The sequence below is a fragment of the Leptolyngbya sp. CCY15150 genome, from assembly GCF_016888135.1.
Lineage (GTDB): Bacteria > Cyanobacteriota > Cyanobacteriia > RECH01 > RECH01 > RECH01.
Map to the genome: position 1 here is coordinate 192,577 of NZ_JACSWB010000147.1, position 25,765 is coordinate 218,341.

Annotated in this window: 19 protein-coding genes and 1 tRNA gene; 12 read left to right on the forward strand and 8 right to left on the reverse strand. The window is 53.8% G+C overall.

What is annotated here, in order from left to right; translation table 11 throughout:
* Positions 1–15: 15 nt before the first annotated feature.
* Positions 16–1,875 (reverse strand): NAD(P)H-quinone oxidoreductase subunit F, encoded by a 1,860-nt coding sequence (locus JUJ53_RS06395; protein ID WP_204151149.1) that lies wholly within the window; start codon positions 1,873–1,875, stop codon positions 16–18.
* 1,479 nt (positions 1,876–3,354) lie between these two features.
* Here JUJ53_RS06395 and JUJ53_RS06400 point away from each other — a divergent pair.
* The 6 genes from JUJ53_RS06400 to JUJ53_RS06430 all read left to right on the forward strand — a co-directional run bounded on the left by JUJ53_RS06400 (position 3,355) and on the right by JUJ53_RS06430 (position 8,927).
* Positions 3,355–3,663: a BMC domain-containing protein gene (locus JUJ53_RS06400; RefSeq protein WP_204151150.1), complete on the forward strand. Its 309-nt coding sequence runs from the start codon at positions 3,355–3,357 to the stop codon at positions 3,661–3,663.
* A gap of 144 nt (positions 3,664–3,807) precedes the next feature.
* On the forward strand, positions 3,808–4,149 hold the full coding sequence (locus tag JUJ53_RS06405) for a carbon dioxide-concentrating mechanism protein CcmK (RefSeq protein ID WP_204151151.1): 342 nt from the start codon (positions 3,808–3,810) through the stop codon (positions 4,147–4,149).
* Between the two features lie 63 nt (positions 4,150–4,212).
* Positions 4,213–4,515 (forward strand): EutN/CcmL family microcompartment protein, encoded by a 303-nt coding sequence (locus JUJ53_RS06410; protein ID WP_204151152.1) that lies wholly within the window; start codon positions 4,213–4,215, stop codon positions 4,513–4,515.
* A 236-nt stretch (positions 4,516–4,751) separates the two neighbouring features.
* A complete protein-coding gene (locus tag JUJ53_RS06420; protein ID WP_239124817.1) occupies positions 4,752–6,719 on the forward strand; it encodes a ribulose bisphosphate carboxylase small subunit in 1,968 nt (655 codons plus the stop codon).
* A 237-nt stretch (positions 6,720–6,956) separates the two neighbouring features.
* On the forward strand, positions 6,957–7,778 hold the full coding sequence (locus JUJ53_RS06425; protein WP_204151154.1) for a hypothetical protein: 822 nt from the start codon (positions 6,957–6,959) through the stop codon (positions 7,776–7,778).
* 276 nt (positions 7,779–8,054) lie between these two features.
* Positions 8,055–8,927 (forward strand): BMC domain-containing protein, encoded by an 873-nt coding sequence (locus tag JUJ53_RS06430; protein ID WP_204151155.1) that lies wholly within the window; start codon positions 8,055–8,057, stop codon positions 8,925–8,927.
* Positions 8,928–8,957: 30 nt separating this feature from the next.
* Here the strand turns inward: JUJ53_RS06430 and JUJ53_RS06435 are convergent, their stop codons facing one another.
* From JUJ53_RS06435 to JUJ53_RS06445, 3 genes are all read right to left on the reverse strand, one after another.
* On the reverse strand, positions 8,958–9,623 hold the full coding sequence (locus tag JUJ53_RS06435; RefSeq protein ID WP_204151156.1) for a glycosyltransferase: 666 nt from the start codon (positions 9,621–9,623) through the stop codon (positions 8,958–8,960).
* Between the two features lie 139 nt (positions 9,624–9,762).
* Positions 9,763–11,310: a PP2C family protein-serine/threonine phosphatase gene (locus JUJ53_RS06440; RefSeq protein ID WP_204151157.1), complete on the reverse strand. Its 1,548-nt coding sequence runs from the start codon at positions 11,308–11,310 to the stop codon at positions 9,763–9,765.
* A 662-nt stretch (positions 11,311–11,972) separates the two neighbouring features.
* Positions 11,973–12,056, reverse strand: a tRNA-Leu gene (locus JUJ53_RS06445).
* 274 nt (positions 12,057–12,330) lie between these two features.
* Between JUJ53_RS06445 and murA the strand changes: the two genes are divergently transcribed.
* The 6 genes from murA to JUJ53_RS06475 all read left to right on the forward strand — a co-directional run bounded on the left by murA (position 12,331) and on the right by JUJ53_RS06475 (position 20,891).
* Positions 12,331–13,683: a UDP-N-acetylglucosamine 1-carboxyvinyltransferase gene (gene murA / locus JUJ53_RS06450; protein ID WP_204151235.1), complete on the forward strand. Its 1,353-nt coding sequence runs from the start codon at positions 12,331–12,333 to the stop codon at positions 13,681–13,683.
* Positions 13,684–13,852: 169 nt separating this feature from the next.
* Positions 13,853–14,041 carry a hypothetical protein gene (locus JUJ53_RS06455; RefSeq protein WP_204151158.1) on the forward strand — a complete coding sequence of 63 codons (189 nt, stop codon included), beginning with the start codon at positions 13,853–13,855 and terminating at the stop codon, positions 14,039–14,041.
* 162 nt (positions 14,042–14,203) lie between these two features.
* A complete protein-coding gene (locus JUJ53_RS06460) occupies positions 14,204–14,377 on the forward strand; it encodes a hypothetical protein (protein ID WP_204151159.1) in 174 nt (57 codons plus the stop codon).
* Positions 14,378–14,497: 120 nt separating this feature from the next.
* Complete coding sequence (locus JUJ53_RS06465; RefSeq protein ID WP_204151160.1) at positions 14,498–17,686, forward strand: phosphoenolpyruvate carboxylase; 3,189 nt, start codon at positions 14,498–14,500, stop codon at positions 17,684–17,686.
* Between the two features lie 271 nt (positions 17,687–17,957).
* Positions 17,958–19,949, forward strand: a complete 1,992-nt coding sequence (locus JUJ53_RS06470) for a serine/threonine-protein kinase (RefSeq protein WP_204151161.1) — start codon at positions 17,958–17,960, stop codon at positions 19,947–19,949.
* A gap of 114 nt (positions 19,950–20,063) precedes the next feature.
* Positions 20,064–20,891 carry a biotin/lipoate A/B protein ligase family protein gene (locus JUJ53_RS06475; RefSeq protein WP_239124818.1) on the forward strand — a complete coding sequence of 276 codons (828 nt, stop codon included), beginning with the start codon at positions 20,064–20,066 and terminating at the stop codon, positions 20,889–20,891.
* A gap of 73 nt (positions 20,892–20,964) precedes the next feature.
* Here the strand turns inward: JUJ53_RS06475 and JUJ53_RS06480 are convergent, their stop codons facing one another.
* The 4 genes from JUJ53_RS06480 to JUJ53_RS06495 all read right to left on the reverse strand — a co-directional run bounded on the left by JUJ53_RS06480 (position 20,965) and on the right by JUJ53_RS06495 (position 25,470).
* Positions 20,965–21,777 carry an ABC transporter permease gene (locus JUJ53_RS06480; RefSeq protein ID WP_239124819.1) on the reverse strand — a complete coding sequence of 271 codons (813 nt, stop codon included), beginning with the start codon at positions 21,775–21,777 and terminating at the stop codon, positions 20,965–20,967.
* Between the two features lie 20 nt (positions 21,778–21,797).
* Positions 21,798–22,712: an ABC transporter permease gene (locus JUJ53_RS06485; RefSeq protein WP_204151162.1), complete on the reverse strand. Its 915-nt coding sequence runs from the start codon at positions 22,710–22,712 to the stop codon at positions 21,798–21,800.
* Positions 22,713–22,784: 72 nt separating this feature from the next.
* A complete protein-coding gene (locus JUJ53_RS06490) occupies positions 22,785–23,939 on the reverse strand; it encodes a spermidine/putrescine ABC transporter substrate-binding protein (RefSeq protein WP_204151163.1) in 1,155 nt (384 codons plus the stop codon).
* Positions 23,940–24,342: 403 nt separating this feature from the next.
* Complete coding sequence (locus JUJ53_RS06495) at positions 24,343–25,470, reverse strand: ABC transporter ATP-binding protein (protein ID WP_204151164.1); 1,128 nt, start codon at positions 25,468–25,470, stop codon at positions 24,343–24,345.
* Positions 25,471–25,765 lie beyond the last annotated feature (295 nt).

Genomic DNA, 25,765 nt, shown 5'->3' on the forward strand with positions numbered 1-25,765 from the left:
AGCTTTTATGCAGCCCTAGGATGGCAGATTGACGGTGACCATCAACAACAGCCCCACCCCCAGCAAAATGGTTAATGCATAAAATCGGAATTGCCCTGAGACGTTGTAGCGCAATCCTTGCCCGCTAAAAATGGTCGCTAACCCTACCAGGTTGACGGCTCCATCAATGATGTAGCGATCGATCCAGTCTGATAGCCACGATAACCAGCTCACGGCGGCTACCACCGTGACGTTGTAGATCTTCTCGATGTAAAAGTCGTAGGCGAGGAGATCTTGTAAAAACCTGAGGGATATGAGGGCAGGGCGTGACCAGGCCCGTCGTAGCTCTATGGAAAATCCGATGACACAGCCGATCAGACCGGCTGCCAACTCGATGGGCATTGCGATCTGGGAAAACAAGCTGTCTTGAGCAATTAATGGCGTGATTGGACTCAGCCAAAACTGCCAGTGTTGGGGCACAGTGTAGGCTATCAGGGTGACGATGCTTAGGGTCACCATGGGAATGGCCATGGGCCAAGGCACCTCTGGAGCCCGGCGAGTTTTGGCTTGGGGGGTGCCTAAAAAGACGAGCCGAAACACTCGGGTGAGGTTAATGGCGCTGAGGAGGTTGGCAAAGGCCAGCACGGCCAACAACCACCAAGAGTTGGTCCACGTTCCATCGAGCCAGCGATGCATCGTCCAAAACATGCCCAAGGGCGTTACAGCCACGAGCCCGGCTGAGCCGACGACAAAGGCGGTGGTGGTAGCCGGCATCCGCGACCACAGACCACCCATTTCGGTGATGTTTTGTCCACTGGTGGTCATAATGATGCCCCCAGCACTCATGAAGAGCAGCGCTTTGGCAACGGCATGACTAAAGAGAATCAGCAGGGCAATATCCACATGCCCCAAGCCCACGGCAATAAACACCAACCCGAGATAGGCACTGGTGGAGTGGGAGAGGGTGCGTTTGATGTCAATCTGAGCGATCGCCATCAGCGAGGCTCCAATGGCTGTGACGGTGCCAATGGCGATCAGCGCGTTTGCCGAAACCGGTGAAAGGGTGAACACGGGCTGCAGCTTGATCAAGACATAGGCCCCTGATGACACCACCACAGAATTCCGCAAAATTCCGGCTGGATTGGGCCCTTCCATGGCTTCATCGAGCCAGAGATTTAAGGGGAATTGGGCGCATTTGCCCGTGGGGCCAGCAATCAGGGACAGTCCTAGAGCTGCTGCAGCCCAAGGAACTAGAGGCGTGGCATCTGCCCAGTCTGCCAGCTCAGAAAAGTTGAGCCCTTCGCCATAGCTGGATAAGGCCACTAGCCCCATCAGCAGAATAATATCGCCCACCCGCTTGGTCAAAAAGGCGTCTCGGGCTGCGGTTACTACAAGGGGCTGAGCATACCAAAACCCTACCAAGAGATAGGTAGACAGGGTCAGCATCTCCAGCAAGCCGTAGCTGAGGAAGAGGGAATCGCTGAGGGCAATGCCAGCGAGCGCTCCTTCAAAGAAGCCCATCAGCCCAAAGAATCGGGCTAACGACCAGTCTTTTTCCATGTAGCCTAGGGCGTAAATCTGGGCCAGCAAGCTAATGCAGGTCACCAGTTCCATCGCTCCGAGGCTGATGGGAGAAATTTCAATGGTGAGGGCAATGTCTAGATCGGCTGCGTGGAGCCATTCCAGAGCAAGCTGTTGTGGCGGCTGCCCCCAAACTTGTATAAAGCCAATCGACCCATGCACAAAGGAGAGCAGGGTCATAAAAAGGTTAATATAAGCGCCCGGACGCGGCCCTGTGCGATGAACCATCCCCGCCGACCAGGGTATGGTCACCAGTGCTCCCGCTACGCCATAAAACGGAACAAGCCAAATTGTCTGCAGCAAAAACTGGGTCATTACAGGCGATAGAACAGTTCTACAAAGAAGTTTTAAAAAAGAGGCAAGGACGGTCGAGATCTCACAGGAACAAGGAACATGTTGTTGGCGGCAAAGAGCTAGAGCGATCGCTGCCGAGGCTGAATGAGCCTGTAGATCTCCTTGACCTCATGAATTATCTCAAATATTTGTGACTGTTATTAGAGACTTTTCTTAGAGACGTTTCAGCAAGGACGGTTCCAAACATCATCCTGATTGTGACATAAGACCTCCCCCTCACCGGATGGCTTGCTCCTATCAACTTGATAAGAAGCCGTTATGAAGCGGTGATAGATGAGGGCATGGCGAGTGGATATCCACAGCGATCGCTTGCCTCACTCCCATCGATCGCGGCTCATTGTAACCCTTACTCCCCTAGGGATGTAGGCTCTGCGATGCGCTCCTAGAAGGGCTCCTCCATCAGATTCAACCTGCCAGAGAATAGGAGATGGATGGGTGCGCCGGGATTCTATAGGGATGCGATCGCTGCCTGCAACTGCTGTTCTGAATCGATGCATGGAGCCAAAAAGATATATTTGTTAACACAATTAAGCTGAAGCGATCGCTGTGTTGTTTAGATTTATAGCTATAAGTAACAAAATATGAATCAATCTAACCTAATGTTGAAGGCACTTTTGAACACAAGAAACCGGGGCAACAGCTTGGTACTATTAAAGGCAGATCATCAGAGTTTGTGAGTCAAATATCCTCTAATGTGTTTTGAATAATGTGTTTTGAACCTTTAGTTGATTTGAATCCTTGTCTTCAATGATCATCTTCTCAACTTTAGTTGCCTGAAAGGATGTTCAATTAGTGCTTAGATGATAGAGGCAGACGTTGATCGCTGGATGAAATGGTGAGCATACAATGCATCTAATGAGCTTTATGCACCTTAGATGATGTTAATCTTCACAATTTGACAGTTTTGATGGTAAGGCTAGTGACAAAGCGATCGCAATCATACGAAGCCCCCCAATCTAAATGTGTGAATGTGTGAGTATCGTAACCTCGCCTGTCTTCGGTGAAGCTTGATCGTTGACCCGTCATTCCTAAGTTTTAGTTCTCTTTTGCTTAGGCTAGCAGTCAGATGTACTCAACATGGTGTCTTGTTGAGGCGGTAGGCGCTGTTTAGCGTTCAAGGATAAACAATGCAGCCGGGCAGACCATGGCTCTATCGAAAGAAGGGTCGGTTTGTGGATGCATTCATCCCTCTGATCCCCTATCTCCTTGACCGGTTATCCCTGGTTCGTACACCCAAGAATGGCTGTATGATAAGTCTGGATTATTTTTCGCATAAACAAGAATCATTTTGCTTTATATTGTCAAACCTGATCCACCACCTGTATTCTTAATCTTGGGAATTTTACGGTGCTTTTCTGAATAATTAAAATCGACCATCCCGTCGATCACGTCAGAAAAAGGTTTAGAAGTTTTGTCAGTTTTCTTTGTGGGAGACGAGAGATGCCAATCGCAGTCGGAATGATTGAAACCAGGGGATTTCCCGCTGTTGTGGAAGCGGCTGATGCCATGGTCAAAGCGGCGCGTGTCACTCTAGTCGGCTATGAAAAAATCGGCAGTGGACGTGTCACCGTGATTGTGCGTGGCGATGTCTCTGAAGTACAGGCTTCCATATCAGCAGGGATTGACTGTACAAAGCGGGTGAATGGGGGGGAAGTTCTCTCCACCCACATCATTGCTCGCCCCCACGAGAACTTAGAGTACGTGCTGCCCATTCGCTATACCGAAGCCGTTGAGCAGTTCCGGACTTAAAAGAGTCTCGTTGTTGGTGTTTGCATCAGCACCCTTGGTTTGTCTTCAGTTGTACCTTAAGGTGTCATTCTGAAGATAGGCAGGGAACGAGTGCCACGATACAAAAGTTTGTTCATTACGTTAACTGGAAGGGAGTAAGGTCTCATGTCAATTGCAGTTGGAATGGTAGAAACGCTAGGGTTCCCCGCTGTTGTGGAAGCCGCTGATGCGATGGTCAAGGCTGCTCGGGTCACCTTGGTGGGCTACGAAAAGATTGGTAGCGGTCGCGTGACCGTGATTGTCCGGGGTGATGTCTCTGAAGTGCAAGCTTCTGTGGCTGCCGGTATCGAGAATGTGAAGCGCGTCAACGGCGGTCAAGTTCTTTCCACCCACATCATTGCTCGTCCCCACGAAAACCTAGAGTATGTGCTGCCGATTCGCTACACCGAAGCCGTTGAAGCATTCCGGGAAAGCGTCACCGGTATTCGTCCGATGAACCGTCCATAGACCTGAAGCAGCTTGCTAAGGTTTGTGGAATGGTAGTCAGCGCTCAACAAGATCCGAGGTTCGATGCAGATTGCGAAGGTGTGCGGTACGGTCGTCAGCACTCAAAAAGATCCAAGTTTAACTGGGGTCAAGTTCTTGTTACTCCAATTGCTCGATGAACAGGGAAACCCGTTGCCCGAGTATGAGGTGGCTGCAGATACGGTGGGTGCTGGGGTTGATGAATGGGTGTTGGTGAGCCGAGGCAGTGCTGCTCGACAGGTGAGCGGCAGTGAATCGCGTCCACTGGATGCTTTGGTCATTGGCATTATCGATACCGTCAGCCTAGACAATCGCTTGTTTTACAGTAAACGCGACTCGGATCGCTGACGTTTAGGGTTCGGAGGTAAGGGCGATCGCTTCTGGTTGCTCTTACCTCTAGAATTACCGGCTGGGGGTGAAGTCTAAAAGGCAGCGATCGCTGCATCCATCTAGGGATGTTTGATTGCCGTCTGGAGTTTAGGCAAGGGAAGCATCGCCCTAGCTTACTGGTTTGTATTGCTTAGAAGGGAATGCTTATGGTAGCTCATTACTCCGCTACTCCCCCAACACCATGGTCTAAAAGCTTGGCACAGCCTCAAATTCACGACACGGCCTACGTTCATTCATTCGCCAATATCATTGGTGATGTTTGTATTGGAGCTGGCGTAGTGGTCGCTCCAGGGACCTCCATCCGGGCGGATGAGGGGCACCCATTTTTTATTGGTGAGGGCAGTCGTGTTCAAGATGGTGCTGTCATTCATGGCTTAGATCAGGGTCAAGTGGTGGGAGATAATGACCGCTCCTACTCCGTTTGGATTGGGCAACGAGTCACCCTCACTCACATGGCGCTGATCCATGGCCCAGCCTATGTTGGGGATGATTGCTTTATCGGATTTCGCTCCACCCTGTTCAATGCTCGCATTGGTCAAGGCTGCATCATTATGATGCACGTGTTGATTCAAGACGTGGAAATTCCACCTGGAAAATTTGTGCCATCTGGTTCCGTGATCACGTCTCAGCAACAAGCCGATCAGTTACCGGATGTGCAAGAAGCCGATAGTCGCTTTGTGCAACATGTGGTGGGTGTCCATGAATCCGTGCGATCGCATCCCCATCAAGCGGAGAACGCCGTGCAGGTATCTACCCTGCGCCGTGAGTTAGAGCAGGTATACCAAGCAAGTGGTGATAGTGCTGACAGGGTCAATGATAGCGATGGGCAGGTACAACGTATGAAATTGAGTCCAGAAGTAGTAGAGCAGGTGCATCAACTGTTGACTCAGGGCTATCGCATTAGCACTGAGTTTGCCGATGCGCGTCGATATCGGATTAGTTCGTGGAAGACAGGGCCGTCGATTTCTGCCGGACAGCGATCGGAGGTGATTGCTGCCCTAGAGCGATGTTTGGATGAACATAGCCAAGAATATGTCCGCATGATTGGTGTGGATACGGGGTCTAAGCGACGGGTGGCTGAGGTGATGTTGCAGCGTCCGGGCGATCGCAATGGCAACTCCGCCCCCTCCCAGGATCGTCGCTCCACCTCCAACTATTCGCCCTATCAGTCTGGGCAAGCGATCGCCTCTCCGTCTTCCGAGCCTGTCTCTGGCGATATTGCTGAGCAGGTGCGTCAGCTTCTATCCCAGGGTTACCGGATCGGTATGGAGCATGTGGATGCTCGCCGCTTCCGCACAGGCACGTGGAAGAGCTGCGCCCCCATTCAGTCTACGCGCTTGAATGAGGTGATGGCTGGCTTGGAAGCCTGTATGGCAGACCATGCCGGAGAATATGTGCGCTTGATTGGCATTGATACCCAATCTCGGCGACGGGTCTTGGAAACGGTGGTGCAGCGCCCCGGTGAGGCACCGAAGTCTGTTGCCAGCGGCGGACAGCGCAGCAACGGTGCCAGCTATGCATCGGCACCCTCCGCAAGCAGTGCGGGCCTGAGCCGTGAAGTGGCCGATCAAGTCCATCAACTCCTGTCCCAGGGCTATCAGATTGGTACAGAGCATGTGGATGCTCGCCGCTTCCGCACAGGCACGTGGAAGAGCTGCTCACCCATTGAAGCAACCCGTCCTAACGATGTGATCGCCGCATTAAACGCCTGCATGGTCGAACATGCTGGGGAATATGTGCGGATGATTGGTATTGATACTCGGTCGCGCCGCCGGGTGGCAGAGGTGATGATTCAACGGCCAGGCGATAGCGCTCCCAAGGCTTCTGCATCGAGCAGTAGCTACGCGGCACGAACCAGTACGTCGTCTTCGAACGGTTCTGGATCACGATCCTCGTCAACATCTGTAGGCAGTGATGTGGCAGATCAGGTGCGTCAGCTCCTGTCCCAAGGCTACCGGATCGGTATGGAACATGTGGATGCTCGTCGCTTCCGCACGGGTACGTGGAAAAACTGTGCGCCGGTTCAATCCACCCGCCCTGATGATGTGATGTCAGCCCTGTCTGCCTGTATGGCGGAGCATCAAGGTGAATATGTTCGCCTGATTGGGATTGATACCAAATCCAAGAAACGGGTCGCTGAGATCATGGTTCAGCGTCCATAGCTGACCTCTGACTGACGTCTAGAACTGGCGGTTGCATGAAGGATGCTAAGCCGCCAGGCTAGGCTTGGTTCAATCTGTTGATCAAGCATCATATGCCAGACCTGTGAGACAAGAGAGAACTAGATGCGGACGTCTAGGAGCATCGATCTGTTTCGGTGACCGCGTCTGCTTTTAGATGATGCAGTTTTCATCAATCGAATTGTTTCACGTTCCTGGTTTCCCCAACGAACTGAGTCCATGAGTTTGCCACTCCTGCCACCTACCAATGACACCCATTTCATCCTCAGTGGCGATGTGACCCTGCATCCTGGAACAGCGATCGCTCCCGGCGTGGTTCTTCAGGCTGATCCTGGAAGTCGCATTATTATTGAGGCAGGAGTGTGCATTGGTATGGGTTCGGTGCTGCATGCCTACCAAGGTACGGTGCATCTTGAACAGGGAGTGATTCTGGGCCTGCAGGTGTTAGTGGTAGGAGCAGGACGGGTGGGGCAGAATGCCTGTCTTGGATCAGGGGTGACCATCTTTGCCTGTGATGTGGCGGCAGGATCTGTGGTACCAGCAGGAACGCTCCTCGGGCAGATGGGGCGGCAAGCGGTGGCCCAGGCCGGAACATCGCCCTTCATCTCTAGCCCAACGGCCTTACCGCAGGCGGTGGGGCAGGTTGTGGAGCAGATCGTGGAGCATACCGTAAGCGAAACGCAGTTTAGGTCTGTAACCTTAACCGATCGAGAGCTCAGCGCGGATCCTTGGGAAGACGAAAGCAGTGACGCTGAGAGCAGTCTTAGATCGCACCATCCGTCTACAGGATCTACACCACCAAAGCCGTCTTCAGAGCTATCTCCAGAACCATCTAAGGCCAACGCATCGGCAAGCAACGCATCGGAGAACGGTGCAACGGGGGGCGGCTCCGATGCACCGTCCTCCCAGCTCACCTCCCAGCCAACGATGCAGACCCCCGTCTATGGGCAAGCCTCTCTCGATCGCTTAATGGGCATGTTGTTCCCCCATCGGCAAGCGCTGCAATCAGACTCAGACGAGCCGAATACGCCTAATTCGTAGGGCACAGCTATGAATCTACGAGATAATTTTAATGGCAGGCTAAGATAGAGCTAAGCAACCCATGTTGTTGGGTTCGTCTAGTTTGATTCAGTCGTCTCTGGTGAGTTGACCTTGCTAGAGAGAGCAAAACATTCCCGGAAGCGGGCGGTTATCTAATGTAGCGACTCAATCCGGTCGAGGCTCAATCATGGACGGTGATGATCCGACGCTCATGTCATCTCCATGATGGTCAGCACGCGGTGTAGATGCTCACCCACAGGACGCACGAGGGCAATCATGGAGCTTCGTAATCCACCATCAAAATTTATTCAAGCCGCTGGGCGATCGATCGACTTCCGAGATCAGGCCCTCGGATTGGTCTCGACCCGCAGCTTTCCAGCGATCGTGGGCACTGCCGATATGATGCTCAAGTCATCTGGGGTGAGGCTTGTGGGGTATGAAAAAATTGGTAGCGGTTACTGCACGGCGGTGGTGCGAGGCAACCTATCGGATGTGCGCATTGCGGTGGAGGCTGGAGCTGAGACTGCTGAACAATTTGGCCAATTCATTTCAAAGCTGGTAATTTCTCGACCGTTGCCCAACCTTGATGCGGTGCTGCCCATTGGCAGTCGTCTTGCCAGCATCGTGGAGGGACGCGGCCATAACCGTCTGAGTAATCAAGCGGTTGGCTTGGTGGAAACCCGTGGTTTTCCAGCCATGGTGGGAGCCTGTGATGCCATGCTTAAGGCGGCTGATGTGCAGCTTGCTTCCTACGAAATGGTGGGGGCAGGGCTCTGCACAGCCATTATTCGGGGCCGGGTGGCAGATGTGGCGGTGGCGGTGGAAGCTGGGATGCATGAAGCAGAGCGCATCGGTGAGCTCCATGCTGTGATGATTATTCCTCGGCCGCTGGATGATTTGGAAGATACGCTGCCGGTGGCGAGCTGTTGGATTGAGCGGCCCGAACCGCTGTCTATCCCCCTCGATCTCCAGGATCCTCAGGAAGAAGAGCTAGTTGAACTGCCCGATTTGCGATCGCTTCCCCAGTCTCAGGAAGAAGCGCTAGAACCTCCCATGCAGGATGAAGAGGTTCTAGAAGTTTTTGAGCCAGAAGTAGTACAGCATCCAGAATCTCTCTCCCAAGATTTGCCTGATCACGATCGGGGTTAGGCAGGACAGGGATCTTGGATGCTGCCCGTATTAGCTAACGGATTGGACGGCGAAAAACTCGCAGTGGAGCTGGTTGAGCAGGGAACGGTACATCACGTCTAGTTCGTCTACCGTTGCCGCGCCATCCAGGGCGATCGCTCCTTGGTGAGACGATTCTCCGTCAGGGTGGAGGGCAATCACTTGATCGGCCCCATCACGACAGGCCTTCTCGGTGTTGATCTGGGCGCTGGCCAGCATAGGAATCGTAGTGGCATCCTGATAGCGATCGCTACCTAGGGCATGGTGCGTGTGAATCAACTTAATGAGCTGGCGTTGCTTAAGCTCCAGCCCGACCCAGCCCGATAGCCAAGAATGGGTATGAATCAGCGGATAGAGAATGCCGGATTTACTTTGGTATTGAACAAATGCTTTGACAAAGTCTGGCAACACTTGATAAGTGTCATCGGCAGACAACGGTGCTGCTTCTCCAGCCATCAGTCGAATGGTGCGACATCCGTCCAGATGCTCAACCTCAGAGAGCTGCTCTGGATCGGTACATCGAGTGAACATATCCACCTGCCAACCCATTTGGGCTAGTCCTTCACCCAGCTTTTTCACATAAGCACTCTGAACACTAGCGATACCGTTTGTTGCCAACGTCGCTGGATCAGCATGGACGGAAATCAAGGCAACATGCCCTCTTCGTTTCGCTAACATAGTCTTTAAGTATGAATACTCACTAAGTTGAATCCCCCTAAGCTTACGCTGCTTGGGGACAAAAGGCATCAACCCAGAGACCTACTCCTTTAAGGCAAATTTAACGATTCCCCTCATGAGTCCCAAGATTTTCTGTGGCTCATTCACCGTCCTGATCAAGGTTGGCCGGCGTAGCATGATCGGTGTCGAGCTGAAGCTGATCTAGATTCCGCACCCCAGATGCCGCGTGATCCTCATGGGAATCGGTTTTAGTCGCTAGGCTCGATTCCTTGGATTTGACCTGCATCACAACCAAGGTCATGTCATCCTCGGCGGCGCGACCATGACCGATAAATCGCCAGATTTCATTAAAGAGATGGTCGAGGATGGCTTGGGGCCCCGAGCAATGGTGGCAGGCCCACTGGAAAGCAGCGGTGAGATTTTCTTCATCAAAGCGATCGCCCTGGCGGTTAGCCGCATCGGTGAAGCCATCGGTGTAGTAGATGAGCGTATCGCCTGGGTAGAGCTGGATTTGGGCATCGTAGTACTGGGTGTCTACATCCAGCCCAATCAACATGCCTAGGGTATCTAGCCGGCGAATTTTATTGGTTTCCGCTTGCCAGAGCAGGGGTGGATTGTGGGCGGCGTTGCTGTAGGACAGCACTTGGGTCTCGGTGTCGTATTCGGAATAGAACAGGGTCACAAAGCGATTGGAGTTTTCCAAGTCGCCATACATGACGTGGTTCAGGTGCTGCAAAATCCGGGCGGGGGAGTGGCCGTTGAGCACTTCAGCCCGCAACATGCCCCGCAGCATGGTCATAATCAAGCCAGCCGGGACACCTTTGCCCATCACGTCGCCAATAGCTAAACTCCAGCACTGAGACTCGGAGCGATCGCCCTTGCGAGGACGAATGCGATCGTAGTTGGCAGGAATGAAGTCGTAATAATCGCCACCGACCCGGTTGGCCGTTTGACAAAGGGCCGCCAGATCTACTCCTTCAATGGTGGGACAGTGGCGCGGCAAAAGCTGAAGCTGAATTTCTGCACCAATTTCTAGTTCGCGATCGAGGCGTTCTTTCTTGCGCAGTTCTGCCGTTAACTGATCGTTTTCAATCGCTACGGCGGTTTGGTCGGCCACCAGGCGAATCAGCTTTTGGCGGGTTTCCGTCCAGGCATAGTCTGGATCATGGCTAAAGACATAGAGCCGTCCCCGCTCTGCATTTTTGATGAGAATGGGGGAGCCAAAGAGGCGCACCTCTGGGCCCAAGAAATGGCTCACTTGGGCATCGAGCACTTCTGTAAGGTTCGGCAGCGGCAGGATCACCCGTCCAGAATTGCCCGTTGAGGCGGTGGTAATTTGGCGGGTGGCAGCCTCTAGGGCCCGGCGCACGTCTTGACATTGGCGTCCGTCCTGACAGTGCAGCCGTTCTAGACGCATCTGCCCATTGGGCTTGAGCAAAATCAACGCTCCGCCGTCGGCATCGGTCACCCGGCTAGCAATCAGCGGTGTGAGTTCTAAAAACTGGTTGAGGTTGTTGAAGCTCCGCAGCGCAAAACCTAGGGAACTGAGGAGGTCTTGAATTTTATTTTGTTCACGGTGGAGGCGCGAGACCAATTCCTTCAGCGCAAAGACAGGCGTCATCTCTGACGATGAATCGCCAGGAGGATCAGGAGGGCTTGGCTGTCTAGGAATGGGTGCAGCAGTCATGAACTTAACAACATCAACAGGAAGAATAGATGAACAAAGGATGGATGAGCGAAGGATACAAGCGGAGCGATCGCCCTCTGGCTCAAATGATGCTATGGACGGTAGATAGGCTACATCTCAGGAAGCTCAACCGATTCATAAGGTGACGACCCAGCCTTAGAATCCGAGCTTTGCGCCATCATACAGCAATGCTAAATGATTCTTGCTGAGAAAACCGGAGAACCAACATTTTTCATGACATTGAACATGACATTGAAACTGGTTCTAGATATGAGCGATGGATTGGATGCTTCAGTATAGTTCAGGCATGGTGATCTCTATCTCGCCGGTGGGGCACAGGTCAAGGCGATCAAAAAGGCAACCAAATGACGATTATTGATGCCTGAAGCAGCTTTGATTGCGAGAATGATAGTTATGCCCAGTATTGCTAGGATCTAGTACTCTGAGGCGGAAGTAACCCACCTAGTTGCTAAGGCGGGAAAGCTTGTTTGTCCTGGAATCCCTTTTCGTTCTTCTGTCTTCGTTCTTCTGTCTTCGTTCTTCTGTCTTGCAGTACTAGGCAGCTTGCCAAAAATGAAGGTGACCAGTTGAGACTGACCACCTTCATTAAAAAATCACAGACCGATCGCTTGTCAGGACTCTGATTTTTTCGTCTAAAATTATGCGGAACCCGGGACTTGAACCCGGAAGTCTTTGCAGACACTAGAACCTGAATCTAGCGCGTCTACCAATTCCGCCAGTTCCGCATCAGCTTTTGGCTGCGACTATCAATCATCGCTTGTCTTGAGGCATTCGTCAACCCAGTCAGGGGGGATTTTTTTTGAGTTTACCCATGATTAGGTTAAGGTTGAGTAAACCTTGAATCATGCTTCGTGGTCAGATCTGAGCCAAAGGGCGATCGCCTTTTGTTTCCTTGGTTTTTCTAAAATGTGATATTCAGATCTAGACATTTGGCTGCTTTTCGGTAGAATCAGAACCGAAATCTTCATAACCCTACATAATTTTTGGGAGGACAGACCCATCGCTCCTTCGTCCCGCTCATCTAACTCCGCTTCTAGTGCTGAATCTAGCAACGCGGTGCTTCACATTCAGGGTGGTGCTCGTCTATCCGGGCAGGCCCACGTCAGTGGTGCAAAAAACTCTGCGCTTGTTTTGTTGGCTGGTGCATTGTTATGCCCTCAGGATTGTCGTTTGCGCAATGTTCCTTCGCTGCTAGACATCGACCGCATGATGGAAATCCTAGCCACCCTGGGTGTCAAGGTTGAGCGGGACGGTACTGCATTGGTGATGAATGCCAGCCACATCTCCCAATCTAAGGCTCCCTACGAACTCGTGAGCCAGTTGCGCGCTAGCTTTTTCATCATCGGGCCTCTGCTAGCTCGGCTAGGCATTGCTCGGGTGCCCTTGCCCGGCGGCTGTGCCATCGGTGCTCGCCCGGTTGATCTCCATGTGCGCGGGTTGCAGGCCATGGGGGCCAATGTGCAAATCGATCGCGGTGTGGTTCATGCCTACATCCCAGGGGTGCGTAAACGGCTCCAGGGGGCACGCATCTACCTCGATTGCCCCAGTGTGGGCGCAACGGAAACCTTGATGATGGCTGCGACCCTGGCTGAGGGAGAAACCATCCTAGAGAATGCGGCCCAGGAGCCCGAGGTGGTGGATCTGGCCAACTTCTGTCGAGCGATGGGGGCCAAGATTCGCGGAGCTGGCACCAACACCATCGTGATTTCTGGTGTTCCTAGCTTACACACCACTGACTATGCCGTGATCCCAGACCGGATTGAGGCTGGAACGTTTTTGATCGCTGGGGCAATTACCCATTCCGATATCACCGTATCGCCTGTGGTGCCCGAGCATCTCACCGCCGTGATTGCCAAACTGCGCACGGTGGGTGCAACGGTGCTCGTGGAAGCGCCCAACCGGCTGCGGGTGATTGGGGCCGATCGCTATCGGGCCACTGACCTCAAAACCTTGCCCTACCCCGGTTTTCCCACGGATATGCAGGCTCAGTTCATGTCACTGCTGGCGCTAAGTGAAGGCAACAGCATTGTCATTGAGAATATCTTTGAAAACCGACTGCGCCACGTTGCGGAACTCAGCCGCATGGGGGCAGACATTCGCGTGGAGGGCAACACCGCGATTATCTGCGGTGTACCGAAGCTGTCTGGTGCGCCGGTGGTGGCGACCGATCTACGGGCTTCGGCGGCGCTGGTGTTGGCGGGCTTGGCGGCGGAGGGAACAACCACACTCCAAGGTTTGCAGCATCTCGATCGCGGCTATGACAACTTGGAATGGAAACTGAAGCAGTTGGGTGCTGATCTACGCCGTATTCATGGCGATGCAGAACCAGTCTTGACCTATGCTCCGGTGTAGCGATCGCCCTTAATCTCTAAGTCCATTGGGATTTGGCTGATCGACCCATACCCTCTTCCTATCTAGGGAGGGGGTTTTCCATTAGATATGGTGCAAGTGTGATGAAGCGCGGCAAGATGGAAGATAACGCACCTTTGATGTTGATATTGAGCTTTTTCCTACATACACCATGTCACAGTCTAGATTTCCCTCCGAGCTTCTCCTCAGCGCAGCAACCGTTCCGGTGCTCCTGGGCATCATGGGCGGCAAGCTGATGGCCGATGTCATGCTGAGTGTTGGGCAAGCTAGTGAAGAACTGTTTCGGGGCGATCGCTTGCCCGTTTTGCACAGAACCACGCCGCCGCCGTCTGAGTCCTAACCGGGGCGATCGCTCGGGCATCGCGCGGTGTTCGTTCTCTGGTGGACAAATGTAGCCCGCGATACGTTCTAGTCCGAAAAAATGTATCAAAATTGCCAAAATCTATGGGATATAGCCGGAATTTTGAGCATTTGCGGCTTCTGAGGGATACTAGATTTTGGCTTGGGTTCTACGGGCTGGGATGGCAATCATTCTGACCTGCAAGGGCGATCGCAGCTCCTATCCTTTGGCTATGGCATGACCATTCCAGCGCGGATGTATGCTAGGAGGCTAGACATGAGATGGCGATCGACTATTGTGAGCCTAGGGCTTTGGGATCCTGTTGCCGCAGGCTAAGGGTACTGGCATGATCAGTGCAGGGTTGATAGACCAACCGTCGTTGGCTTTGCCGTTGAAGACCGCCTCGGCCTTAGGGACGTCCCATACAATTATCGAGTATTACCGCTAGGACAGACTATGAGTTCATCTCCTCACCCCTCAGATGATGCGTTTCGTTCCGGTACAGTGGTCGAACCATCTACACCTCCCGCTAGCGATCTTTCTCCAACCTCCACATCGGATCTTCTCTTTCGGCATCGCCTGAGGGTTGTAGAAGATTTATGGGAACAGGTGCTACAGCAGGAGTGCGGCCATGAAACCGTGGCATTGCTTCAGACCTTGAGGTCGGTCTGTTCTCCAGAAGAAGCGGTGATTGAAGGCGCACCTAAGGTGATTGACCTAATCGAACGCTTAGACCTCACAGAAGCTATTCGTGCGTCTCGCGCCTTTGCGCTGTACTTTCAACTGATTAACATTGTCGAGCAGCATTACGAGCAGCGAGGGCAGCAAGAGCAATACCGAGAAGCGACTCAGCGCTACGCTACCCTGCGCAATGGGGAACAGGAAGGCAACGTTCCTAGCCTAGCCCGTACCTATGCCCAGCAGGCCAGCGCCCGTAGTGCGGCGGCAGAACGCGGCACCCAGGCTGAAATTTTAGAGAAAAGCCTGCAGGATTCGGTGATGGCTCCTCGGGAGGCCCGCACCCTACAGGGATTATTTCCCCAGCTTTTCCAGCTCAACGTTCCGCCTCGGCAAATTCAAACCCTGATCGACAACCTCGATGTGCGGCTGGTGTTTACGGCCCACCCCACGGAAATTGTGCGGCATACCATTCGCGATAAGCAGCGCCGCATTGACCGAATTTTGCGCCAGCTCGATCAAATTGAAGAACGGCTGCCCTCGATCGCTTCCTCGTCGTCCCAGGAAATGGTGGATTTGTGGGAAGAACTGACGGAAGAAATCCGCCTATGGTGGCGTACGGATGAGCTGCACCAGTTCAAGCCTACGGTGTTAGACGAAGTAGACCATACCCTGCACTATTTTGATGAAGTGCTGTTTGAGGTAGTGCCCAAGCTCTACCAACGGTTTTGTAAATCCCTCAGCGATACCTTTCCTCGGCTGCGGCCACCCCGCTATAACTTTTGCCAGTTTGGCTCGTGGGTTGGATCAGACCGCGATGGCAACCCGTCGGTGACGCCGGAGGTGACCTGGAAGACGGCTTGCTATCAGCGCAACTTGGTGATTTCCAAGTACATTGGCTCGATAGATCACTTGACGCAGTTGCTTAGCCTGTCGCTGCATTGGAGTGATGTCTTGCCTGACCTGCTCGATTCCCTAGAGCAGGATCAAATGCATATGCCGGATGTGTATGAGCAGCTTGCCATTCGCTATCGCCAGGAGCCCTATCGCCTCAAGCTGGCCTACATCAAAAAGCGGCTGGAAAATACTCGCGATCGCAGCCTGCAACTGTATGAGGGTGACTGCTTCCAAGATGAGCATCCGATTCTCAATCCTGCGATTATCTATCGGTCGGGGCAGGAACTCTTAGCTGAACTCCATCTGATTCAGCGTAATTTGACCGAAACAGGCCTGAGCTGCCAGTGGCTCGATAGTCTGATCTGCCAGGTGGAAATTTATGGGTTCAACCTAGCTCGTTTGGATATTCGTCAGGAAAGCTCGCGCCATTCTGACGCGCTGCATGAGATTGCTGAGTATTTACAGGTTTTGCCGCGCCCCTACGATGAACTGCCGGAGCATGAACGGATCGGCTGGCTGGTGCAGGAGCTGAAAACTCGGCGTCCTTTGGTGCCGACGGAGCTACCTTTCTCTGAAAAAGTGTGCGAAACGATTCGTACGTTTCGCATGGTGCGTAAACTCCACCAAGAGTTTGGCCCCGAGATCTGTGAGACCTATGTGATCAGCATGAGCCACCATGTGAGCGATCTGCTGGAGGTGCTGCTGTTGGCGAAGGAAGCAGGGCTCTATGATCCTGCCCTCGGTGCGGGTTGCTTGAATGTGGTGCCGTTGTTTGAAACGGTGGAGGATCTCAAGCGGGCTCCGGCGGTTATGCGCCAGCTATTTGAGCTGCCGCTTTACCGTGCCTTGCTGGCTGGGGGCTATGAGGCGATGGCTGCAGAGGCTGCTTCCCGTAGTCATGAGGCGGAGATGAATGGATCGGCCCATGCCACCTCGATTCCTGCACCCCAGGGCGATCGCCCCATGGTGTCTCTCCAAGAAGTGATGCTGGGCTACTCGGATAGCAACAAAGATTCCGGCTTTTTGAGCAGTAACTGGGAAATCCACAAGGCCCAGCAAGCGCTCCAGCAAATTGCCGAGGGCTATGGTGTTTCCCTGCGCATCTTCCATGGGCGGGGTGGCTCGGTGGGGCGGGGCGGTGGCCCCGCCTATGAAGCAATCTTGGCCCAGCCGGGACGCAGTATTGCCGGTCGCATCAAAATTACGGAACAGGGCGAGGTGCTGGCCTCAAAATACAACCTGCCCGACTTGGCGTTGTATAACCTAGAAACCATCACCACGGCGGTGGTGCAGGCTAGCTTGCTGCGCAATGGGTTTGATGACATCGAACCCTGGCGCGAAATTATGGAAGATCTGGCGGCGCGATCGCGGGAGCACTATCGCGGGCTGATTTACGAACAGCCGGACTTCATCGACTTTTTCCATCAGGTGACGCCGATTGAAGAAATTAGTCAGCTTCAGATCAGCTCTCGTCCAGCCCGGCGGGGCGGTAAAAAGGGGTTGAGTAATCTGCGGGCGATTCCTTGGGTGTTTAGCTGGACGCAGACGCGCTTCCTGTTGCCCTCGTGGTATGGCGTGGGTACCGCTTTGCAGGACTTCCTAGAGCAAGCTCCGGAAGAGCATCTGAAGCTATTGCGCTATTTTTACTACAAGTGGTCTTTCTTCCGCATGGTGGTGTCGAAGGTGGAGATGACCTTGTCGAAGGTTGACTTGGACATTGCCCATCATTATGTGAAGGAGTTGACGCCGCCGGAAGATCGCGATCGCTTCAATCGAGTCTTTGAGCAGATTGCTAGCGAATACTACCTCACCCGTGATTTGGTGTTGGCGATTACGGGGCATGAACGGCTGCTAGACGGCGATCCTGAGCTCCAGCGATCGGTGCAGCTTCGCAACAGCACCATTTTGCCCCTCGGCTTCCTGCAGGTGGCCTTGCTGAAACGGCTGCGGCAGCATAAGACCGATACCCAGTCTGGGGTGGTGCGATCGCGCTATAGTCGCGGTGAGCTGCTGCGGGGGGCACTGTTGACCATCAACGGCATCGCTGCCGGAATGCGCAATACGGGCTGATGCCTGCTCCAAGACCAAGGCGATCGCCCTTGAGTAGGGAACTGGAACACGGGGGGCGATCGCGGTTGAAACAGTTCTCTACCGCTGTGGATAGCGTTAGGTGATGCTAACAGGACTCCACGATCTACCCATCAGGTTGCGCGATCGCTGCATTATCATAGAACAGCCAACGTTGTTCCTCTCAAATTGTCAAATCCTCGGGACGAACGACGGCTCTGGCTATAGGATATAAGTTCAAACCTGTTAGGGTCGTTGGTGAGCCGATAATCTCATGCTGTGTTGCCTCAACCCTCAATGCTCAACTCCTCACAACACAGATGACGCGACTCAGTGCGCCAACTGTGGACAGCCACTGGTGACCTCTCTGCGGGGGCACTATCGTCCTGTGCAGCTTTTGGGACAGGGAGGATTTGGGCGTACCTATTTGGCAACGGATCAGGATCGCTTGGGCACCCGCTGTGTGATCAAGCAATTTTCGCCCAGGGTGCAGGGCACGAGGTCGCACCAAAAGGCGGTGCGCTTGTTTAACCAAGAGGCGGTACGGCTGCATGAGCTGGGTGAACATCCTCAAATTCCCAATCTGCTGGCCTATTTCGAACAAGACGGCTATCTTTACCTCATTCAGCAGTTCATCAAAGGGCAAAATCTGTCTCAATTGGTGCGGCGGCAGGGCAGTTTTTCTGAGCCCCAACTGCGCGAGGCCCTGCTCGATATTTTGCCGGTGCTGACGTTTGTGCATGACCATCAGGTGATCCACCGCGATATCACCCCCATGAATATTCTGCAGCGGCAGGTGGACAATCGCTTGGTGTTGATTGATTTTGGGGTGGCGAAACAAATTTCCGAAGCTACCGACAACCTCACCGGCACCCGCATTGGTACGGAGGGCTATGCACCCCTCGAACAATTTCGCAGTGGGCGCGCTTATCCTGCCAGTGATCTCTACAGTCTAGGTGCCACCTGTTTATACCTGCTAACGCAAACTCGTCCTGATAGTCTCTACGACCCCCTTGCGGGACGATGGATCTGGCGAGAGTATCTGGTGCGGCAGGAGAAAAGCATTAGCGATCGCTTGGCGGCAGTGCTAGAGCGGATGCTGAAGGATCTCGTCACTGAGCGCTACCAGTCTGCCACGGAGGTGATTCAAGATCTAACCCGAGTGGTGGTGGGGAGTCCGGTGCCGCCACCGCCCCGCTGGCGAGCTGCTAGCCCAGGGATGCCGTCAGGATCAGCGATCGCTTCCCCTCCCACAGCTCCTCCCTTAGCCGAAGACACGATCTCCTCCGTGCCCACCTCCATCTCTGGGATGCCGTCGGGTGCTCCCTCGGGCTCATCCCCAGCCTCTCGTCCTCCCACCTCTGGCCCCACGGAGCAAGGCTGTTTGCATGTCCTAGAAGGGCATTCATCTTGGGTGACGGGCATTGCCCTCAGTCCTGATCAGCGCATCGTGGCTAGCAGCGGTTTGGATGACACCATTTACCTCTGGGATGCGTTTACGGGGCGGAGTATGGCCAAGCTGACCGGCCATGCCCGAGGCGTGAATGTGGTGATCGTTAGTCCCGATGGTACAACTCTGCTTAGCGGTAGTGATGATTACACCATTAAAGAATGGAATCTGAGCACGGGTAACCTGATTCGTACCTTGAAGGGGCACTCGCGGGATGTGAATGCCTTGGCAATTAGCGCCAATGGTAAGCTGCTGGCCAGCGGTGGCGAAGATCGGACGATCAAGCTATGGCAGATGGGTACGGGCACATTACTCAAGACCTTGGTGGGGGTTGCAGGCATGATTAAGTCTGTCGCCATGAGTCCCGATAACAGTGTTTTGGTCAGCGGTGGGTTTGATAACAAAATTAAGTTCTGGAGCCTGAGGACAGGCGAGCAGCTCAAATCTTGGGTGGCTCACCATAATTCGGTGAATGCGGTGGCGGTAAGTCCAGATAGTAAGCTGTTGGCTAGCGGCAGCAAAGATCGCACGGTACGTCTTTGGGATCTGGCCACCGGTCGGTTGCTGCACACCATGGCGGGGCATAATCGAGATGTCAACACGCTGGTGTTTAGTCCTGATGGACGGATGGTGGTGACGGGAAGTAGTGATGCCACCTTGAAGTTTTGGGATGTGCGGGATGGTTCTTTGTTGCGATCGCGTCGGGCTCATTTAGATTCGGTGAATGCGATCGCCCTCAGTGGGGATGGCAAGATTCTCGTGAGCGGTGGTTCTGACAAGATGGTCAAAATTTGGCAAGTCGCTGATTTGCTATGACCCAGGGATGATCTAGTCATCCCCAAGCGATCTGCAAGTGATCTGCAACTGATCCTCTGGCGATCGCCCCTGTCTAACCGGTTCAAGATTTAAGGTGATGGTGCATAACGTCTGATGACTGAAGCTATAGACGCCGTAAAAACGTCTCCGACCTGGCGGTTGATTCCCCATTTACAAGCACCAGGCTCGGTGCAGATGGCCATCGATCGCTGGCTGCTGGAGCAGCATCGTGCCGGACATCATCCCCCGGCGCTGCGGTTTTATACCTGGTCTCCCCCGGCGATTTCTGTGGGCTATCACCAACGGCAGCTTCCCGATCATTGGGCAACGCTGCGCTGGCAGGATGCTCCGCTGGCGGTGGTGCGCCGTCCTTCCGGTGGGCGAGCGGTGCTGCATCAGGGTGATCTCACCTATGCGATGGTGACTTCTGGGCTGAAGGGCGATCGCTCCACGGTCTATCGCACGCTTTGTGAGGTTTTGATCCAAGGATGGCGATCCCTGGGAGTTGCTTTGCACTACGGTGATGCCCAGGGCGGCTATCATCAGCATACGAACTGCTTTAGCCTAGCTACAGCGGCAGACCTGATCACCGCCAGCGGCACTAAGATGATTGGCAGTGCTCAACTGCGGCGAGGGGCGGCCATTCTCCAGCATGGCTCCATGCGCCTCCATCCCGATATCGCCCTAGCGCAGCAGGTCTTTCTCCTGGATAAGCTGGGTGACGAACAACCTCTTTTGCCTGCACCGCTGCAATCCCTAGCCGATGATGTTCTACGCCGGGTGATTAGTCATGCCCTCGCCCAAGCAGCGGAGGCTGTGTTGAATATTCAGCTCCAGGAACAACCCTTGACCATGGCGGAGTGGGAGCAGATCATGGCTGAGCATGATGCAGCTATCTCAGGAGATGGGACGGCAACTGTGCCTGATCAGACCTCAGACTAGAGCTGGATTATAGGACTAGAGACCGAGCTCCACGGCCACGTTGAATCATTCTGTGATGCGTGGGCGATCGCTGCTAACGCTGGGATCGAGTTTCTCCCCGATATCGAACATATTCAGCCAGGAAGGCCAGCAGGGCAGAGGTTGAAATTAACAGCACGCTCAGGGCATTGATATCGGGTTTAACGCCGGTGCGGATGCGGCTGAAAATTTCAATGGGCAATGGATTTGCGCCGCCGCCCGCCGTGAAGCTAGAAATCAGCAGGTCATCCATACTGAGGACAAACGACAGCAGGCAGCCCGAGATAATCGCGGGCATTAACTCGGGTACCAAAATCTTTAGGAATGCCTGCACAGGCGTAGCTCCTAGATCGAGGGCTGCTTCTTCCAGCCGTGGATCGAGGGTGGCCAGCCGTGAGGAGACCACGACGGCAATGTAGGCCAGGCAAAAGACCATATGGGCGGCGATGATCGTCCATAAGCTCAAGGGAATCGCCATGGTGGCTAGAAATACTAGGGTAGCCACGGCGATCGCAATGTCAGGAATAATTAACGGTAGATAGGATACGCCTCGATATAGACTCTTGCCGGGAAAGCGATACTTGGCTAAACCAACGGCCATGAGCGTGCCCAACACCGCCGATAGGGCTACGGCCACGGTGGCTACAGTGACGCTGTCTTGGAGTGCGGATAGAATGCGTCCGTCGTTGAATAGGCGGACATACCACTGCAGGCTGAAGCCTTCCCAACGAGCGCTGTAGCGGGAGGCGTTGAAGCTAAACACCCCTAAGACCAGGATGGGGATGTACATGAACCCAAACATGATCAGGGTGATAATCCCTAGGATGGGGATGGGAAACCGTCTAGGAGGCTGGGACACGGGTTTCATGACATTCTCCTGCAAGACCCTTAGGCTTTTGTAGCGTTGCGATCGCCATATTTCATCAAGAGAGCGATCGCAATGCTGACGGCGACAATCAGCAGCATACTCAGAGCCGATCCCAGCCCCCAGTTGCGCACTCTCAAGAACTGGTTGTAGATCAGTCGCGACATGGTGCTACTGGATGCTCCACCGAGCAGCTCGGGTACAACAAAGTCACCCAAGCTGGTGATGAACACTAGCAAGCTGCCAGCGGCAATTCCCGGTAGGGTTTGGGGGATGGTGACTTTCCAAAAGGTTTGTAGCGGCGTAGCCCCTAGATCCGCAGATGCCTCTAACAAGCGAAGATCAAGCTTTTCCAGTGAGGCATAGAGAATCAGCACCATGTAGGGCAAAAAGCTGTAGCTGAGACCAATACCCACGGCCACTTCGGTATAAAGCCAGTTTTGGGTGGGCAGTTGGAGGAGGGATAAAAAAGAATTGAGAACACCTGTGGGACGTAAAATCGACACCCAGGCATAGGCCCGCAGGAGAGATGATGTCCAAAGTGGCAGCACGAAGGCGATCAGCAGCAGCACCCGCCAGCGCTTCGGCGACTTCAGCGCAATCCAGTAGGACACTGGAAATCCTAAGATCAGGCAGGCTGCGGTGGTGACGAGGGCAAACCCCAGCGATCGCTCAATCACATCTTGATAGGTTTGGTTGAGGAGCTGAATGTAATTTCCTAATCCGTAGGCTGGCGGTGCCGCACCAGGCCGCAGTCCGGGTAGAAAGCTGACATCTAGAATGAGCAGCGTGGGCAGCACGAGGAGCACCACTAGCCATAGACCGGCGGGGCCCAGCAGCAAGGTAGGCTGTATCCACCGCAGCCAGCGCCGAGGTGGCTTGGAGGGGGGACGGCTGGTCTGGAGGGTGCTCGGTGGCGTTGGTGTGGAGGTTGACATAGCTCACCCATGGGCTGGGGTTGAGTTGGGGCTGAAACCAATCTAGTTCAAGCAGGGGCAAGTTGAAGGGGGCTAAGCGCTGGACAGCTCCGTCCATAAGCGATCGTAGAGTTCAATCGCCTCTCCTACTGGGGCGATGCCTTCACATTTTGCCAAAATTTCCTCGGGGGGGAACAGGTCATCGTTGGCTTTGAGGTCGTCGGGCAGTAAGTCGAAGGCGGGTTGAATGGGTGTTGCAAAAAAGAGCCGACTGACGACCTCTGCGGATACTTCAGGCTCGTAGAAGAGGTTCATCCAGGCATAGGCTGCCTCAGGGTTGGGGGCAGATTTGGGAATGACCATGGTATCGGTCCACAGGGAGGAACCGCTGTTGGGGACGACGTAGACGAGGGATGGATCTTCCAGGGTGGCAGCGATCGCATCCACGGAATAGGCCATCACCAGAGCTAAGTCGCCACTGAGTAGCTGATCTTCCCAGCCGAAGGACTGGAAGGACGCCAAGGCAGGCTTTAGCTCTACTAATCGCTGGTAGGCTTCTTCAATCTCGGCTGGGTTGGTGGAATTATAGGAGTAGCCAAGGGAGCGTAGGACGGCACCCATCACTTCACGCACATCGTCCAGCAGCGTCATGCGGCGGAAGAGCTGCTCTTGGTTGTCCCATAGATCGCTCCAATCGCTGGGCTCAAAGTCTAATTGACTGGTGTTATACAGCAGCCCTGTCGTGCCCCAACTCATAGGAATGCTGTGGGCATTACCCGGATCATAGGTAGGATTCTGCCACTGGGGAAAGAGGGTGTCTAGCCCCTGAATCTTGGCGTGATCTAGCTCTGACAGCATGTCTAGCCGGATCATTTCCTCCACCATGTAGTCTGATGGATAAATAATGCTGTAGGCGTCCCCGCCGCCGGCCTGCATCTTGGCGAGCATGACCTCATTGGAGTCATAAATATCAATGACTACTTCAATGCCTGTGCGCTCCGTAAAGAGCTGGGCAAGCCCTTCATCGGTGTAATCTGCCCATGTATAGATGTGGAGGGTCTCAGACTGAGCATTGGCAGACCCACCGTTTGAGGCTGATCCGCTTTGGACATTGGAAATGCCACGGCGGCAGTTAGACAATGCTAAACCAGAGAGAACTGCTGCAGAGGCTTGTAAGAACCGTCGCCGGCTTGTTGAGATCACCCGAGGCGATCGCCCTAGGGAGCGTTGGGGATAATGATGCTTCATGGATAGTGAGTGACCCTCCGGCATACAACCTGGCAGGTGCGTCGATGCTCGACGCGTACCATAGAAACGTAGACGCTACACCTCGTCATGGCTACTCATTCCCAGGAGGATGGGCTGAACCCTGGTTCAGAGAACATAGACCATGGGCGTGGGAAGCTTAAATCAACATGGGATACCCATGCCGTCGAAGAGCGATCGCCACCATGCCCGATGGGCAGGTTTTGATGGTTCACGGCGCAAGGCCTGAGAGATTCTGGGATCTGCGCAGATGACCAGAGCGAAACCCACGCCACGTTAGGTGTTCGATATATCGACAGACAAGATGCCCCCGGAAAATATCATTCCCTGTCTAGGCTTGTCAATGGGGGGCGATCGCCCGTTTCTTTTGCTGACATTCTTCTGCTTACATGGTTAGCGCCAGACAGTCGGTGGCAGACCAGTAGACATGAATGGGCGTGTGGGGTTCGGGCAGGCTTTCTAAGCGATTGGGCTGCAACACCGTGAGGCTATCTCCCGACAAAAGCTCTATCAGGTAATGAACGTGGGTGCCTAAGTACATGACATGCTTCAGGCGACCTTCAAAGCAGTTGCTGTCGGCTGTGGGCAGGTCAAGGCTCACCTGAATTTTTTCAGGACGCACACTCACCACCACGGGGCTATTGGTGTCGCCTGTCCAGTATTCCGATGGTTTGACGCGAATTTTCAGCCCATTTTGAGTGGTGACCTGCATATCGGCCGTGTCGGATGCTTCCACATAGCCCTGGAATAAATTGGTATCCCCAATAAAATCCGCCACAAACGGGGTTGAGGGATGCTCATAAATCTGGCTAGGGGTGCCTATTTGCTCAATTAACCCACCCCGCATCACCGCAATCCGATCAGACAAGCTCAGGGCTTCTTCTTGATCATGGGTCACCATTACAAAGGTGACTCCTAAGGTTTGGTGGAGGTTGGATAACTCGACCTGCATCTCTTTGCGAAGCTTGAGGTCGAGTGCGCCTAAGGGTTCATCCAAGAGCACTACGGCAGGACGGTTGACCAACGCCCGGGCCAGGGCCACCCGCTGTTGCTGTCCTCCCGACAGTTGGGCCGGAAAGCGTTGGGCATAATCATCCATTTTGACGAGCTGCAGCACGTCAGCTACCCGCTGTCGCACCTGAGCCCGACTACATTTTTTGATCCGCAGCCCAAAGGCAATGTTGTCCCACACGGTCATGTGGTTGAACAAGGCGTAGTTCTGAAAGACCGTGTTGACCGGGCGACGGTAGGGGGGCACGTAGGACATCGACTGCCCACGGATATAGAGGTCACCGGATGAGGGTGTTTCAAATCCTGCAATCAGGCGAAGTGTGGTGGTTTTACCACAGCCTGATGGCCCCAAAATACTGAAAAACTCGCCCTTCTGGATGCTGAGATTAACACCCCGAACAGCGGTTTCTCCATCAAAGACCTTGAACACGTTGCAGAGTTCTACATCGATCCCTGCACGAGTTTCAGTTGCACGTTGGCTTTGAGCAACGGTCTGAGGCATGGCATCATATCCCCCAGTGGCGACTGATGAAAGGCGGAATAGCCCTTCGATAGCTTCAATAGCTTAATTGGTTTTTCAAGACTTGTGAATGTCTTGATGATGAATGGGTTGCTCCCCATTTAGACGCTTACCATAACACAAGTTCAGGTGTGATATGGAGGGCTTACTGTCTAATATGCCCAAAAACATGCCTGGACTATCGTTTGGCTCCCTCGATGGGAGAACATCATTCAGCGCTGAAACAAAACGACATCAATCGCTGTACACTAGCTAAGCGGGAGATCTATGGCAAGCT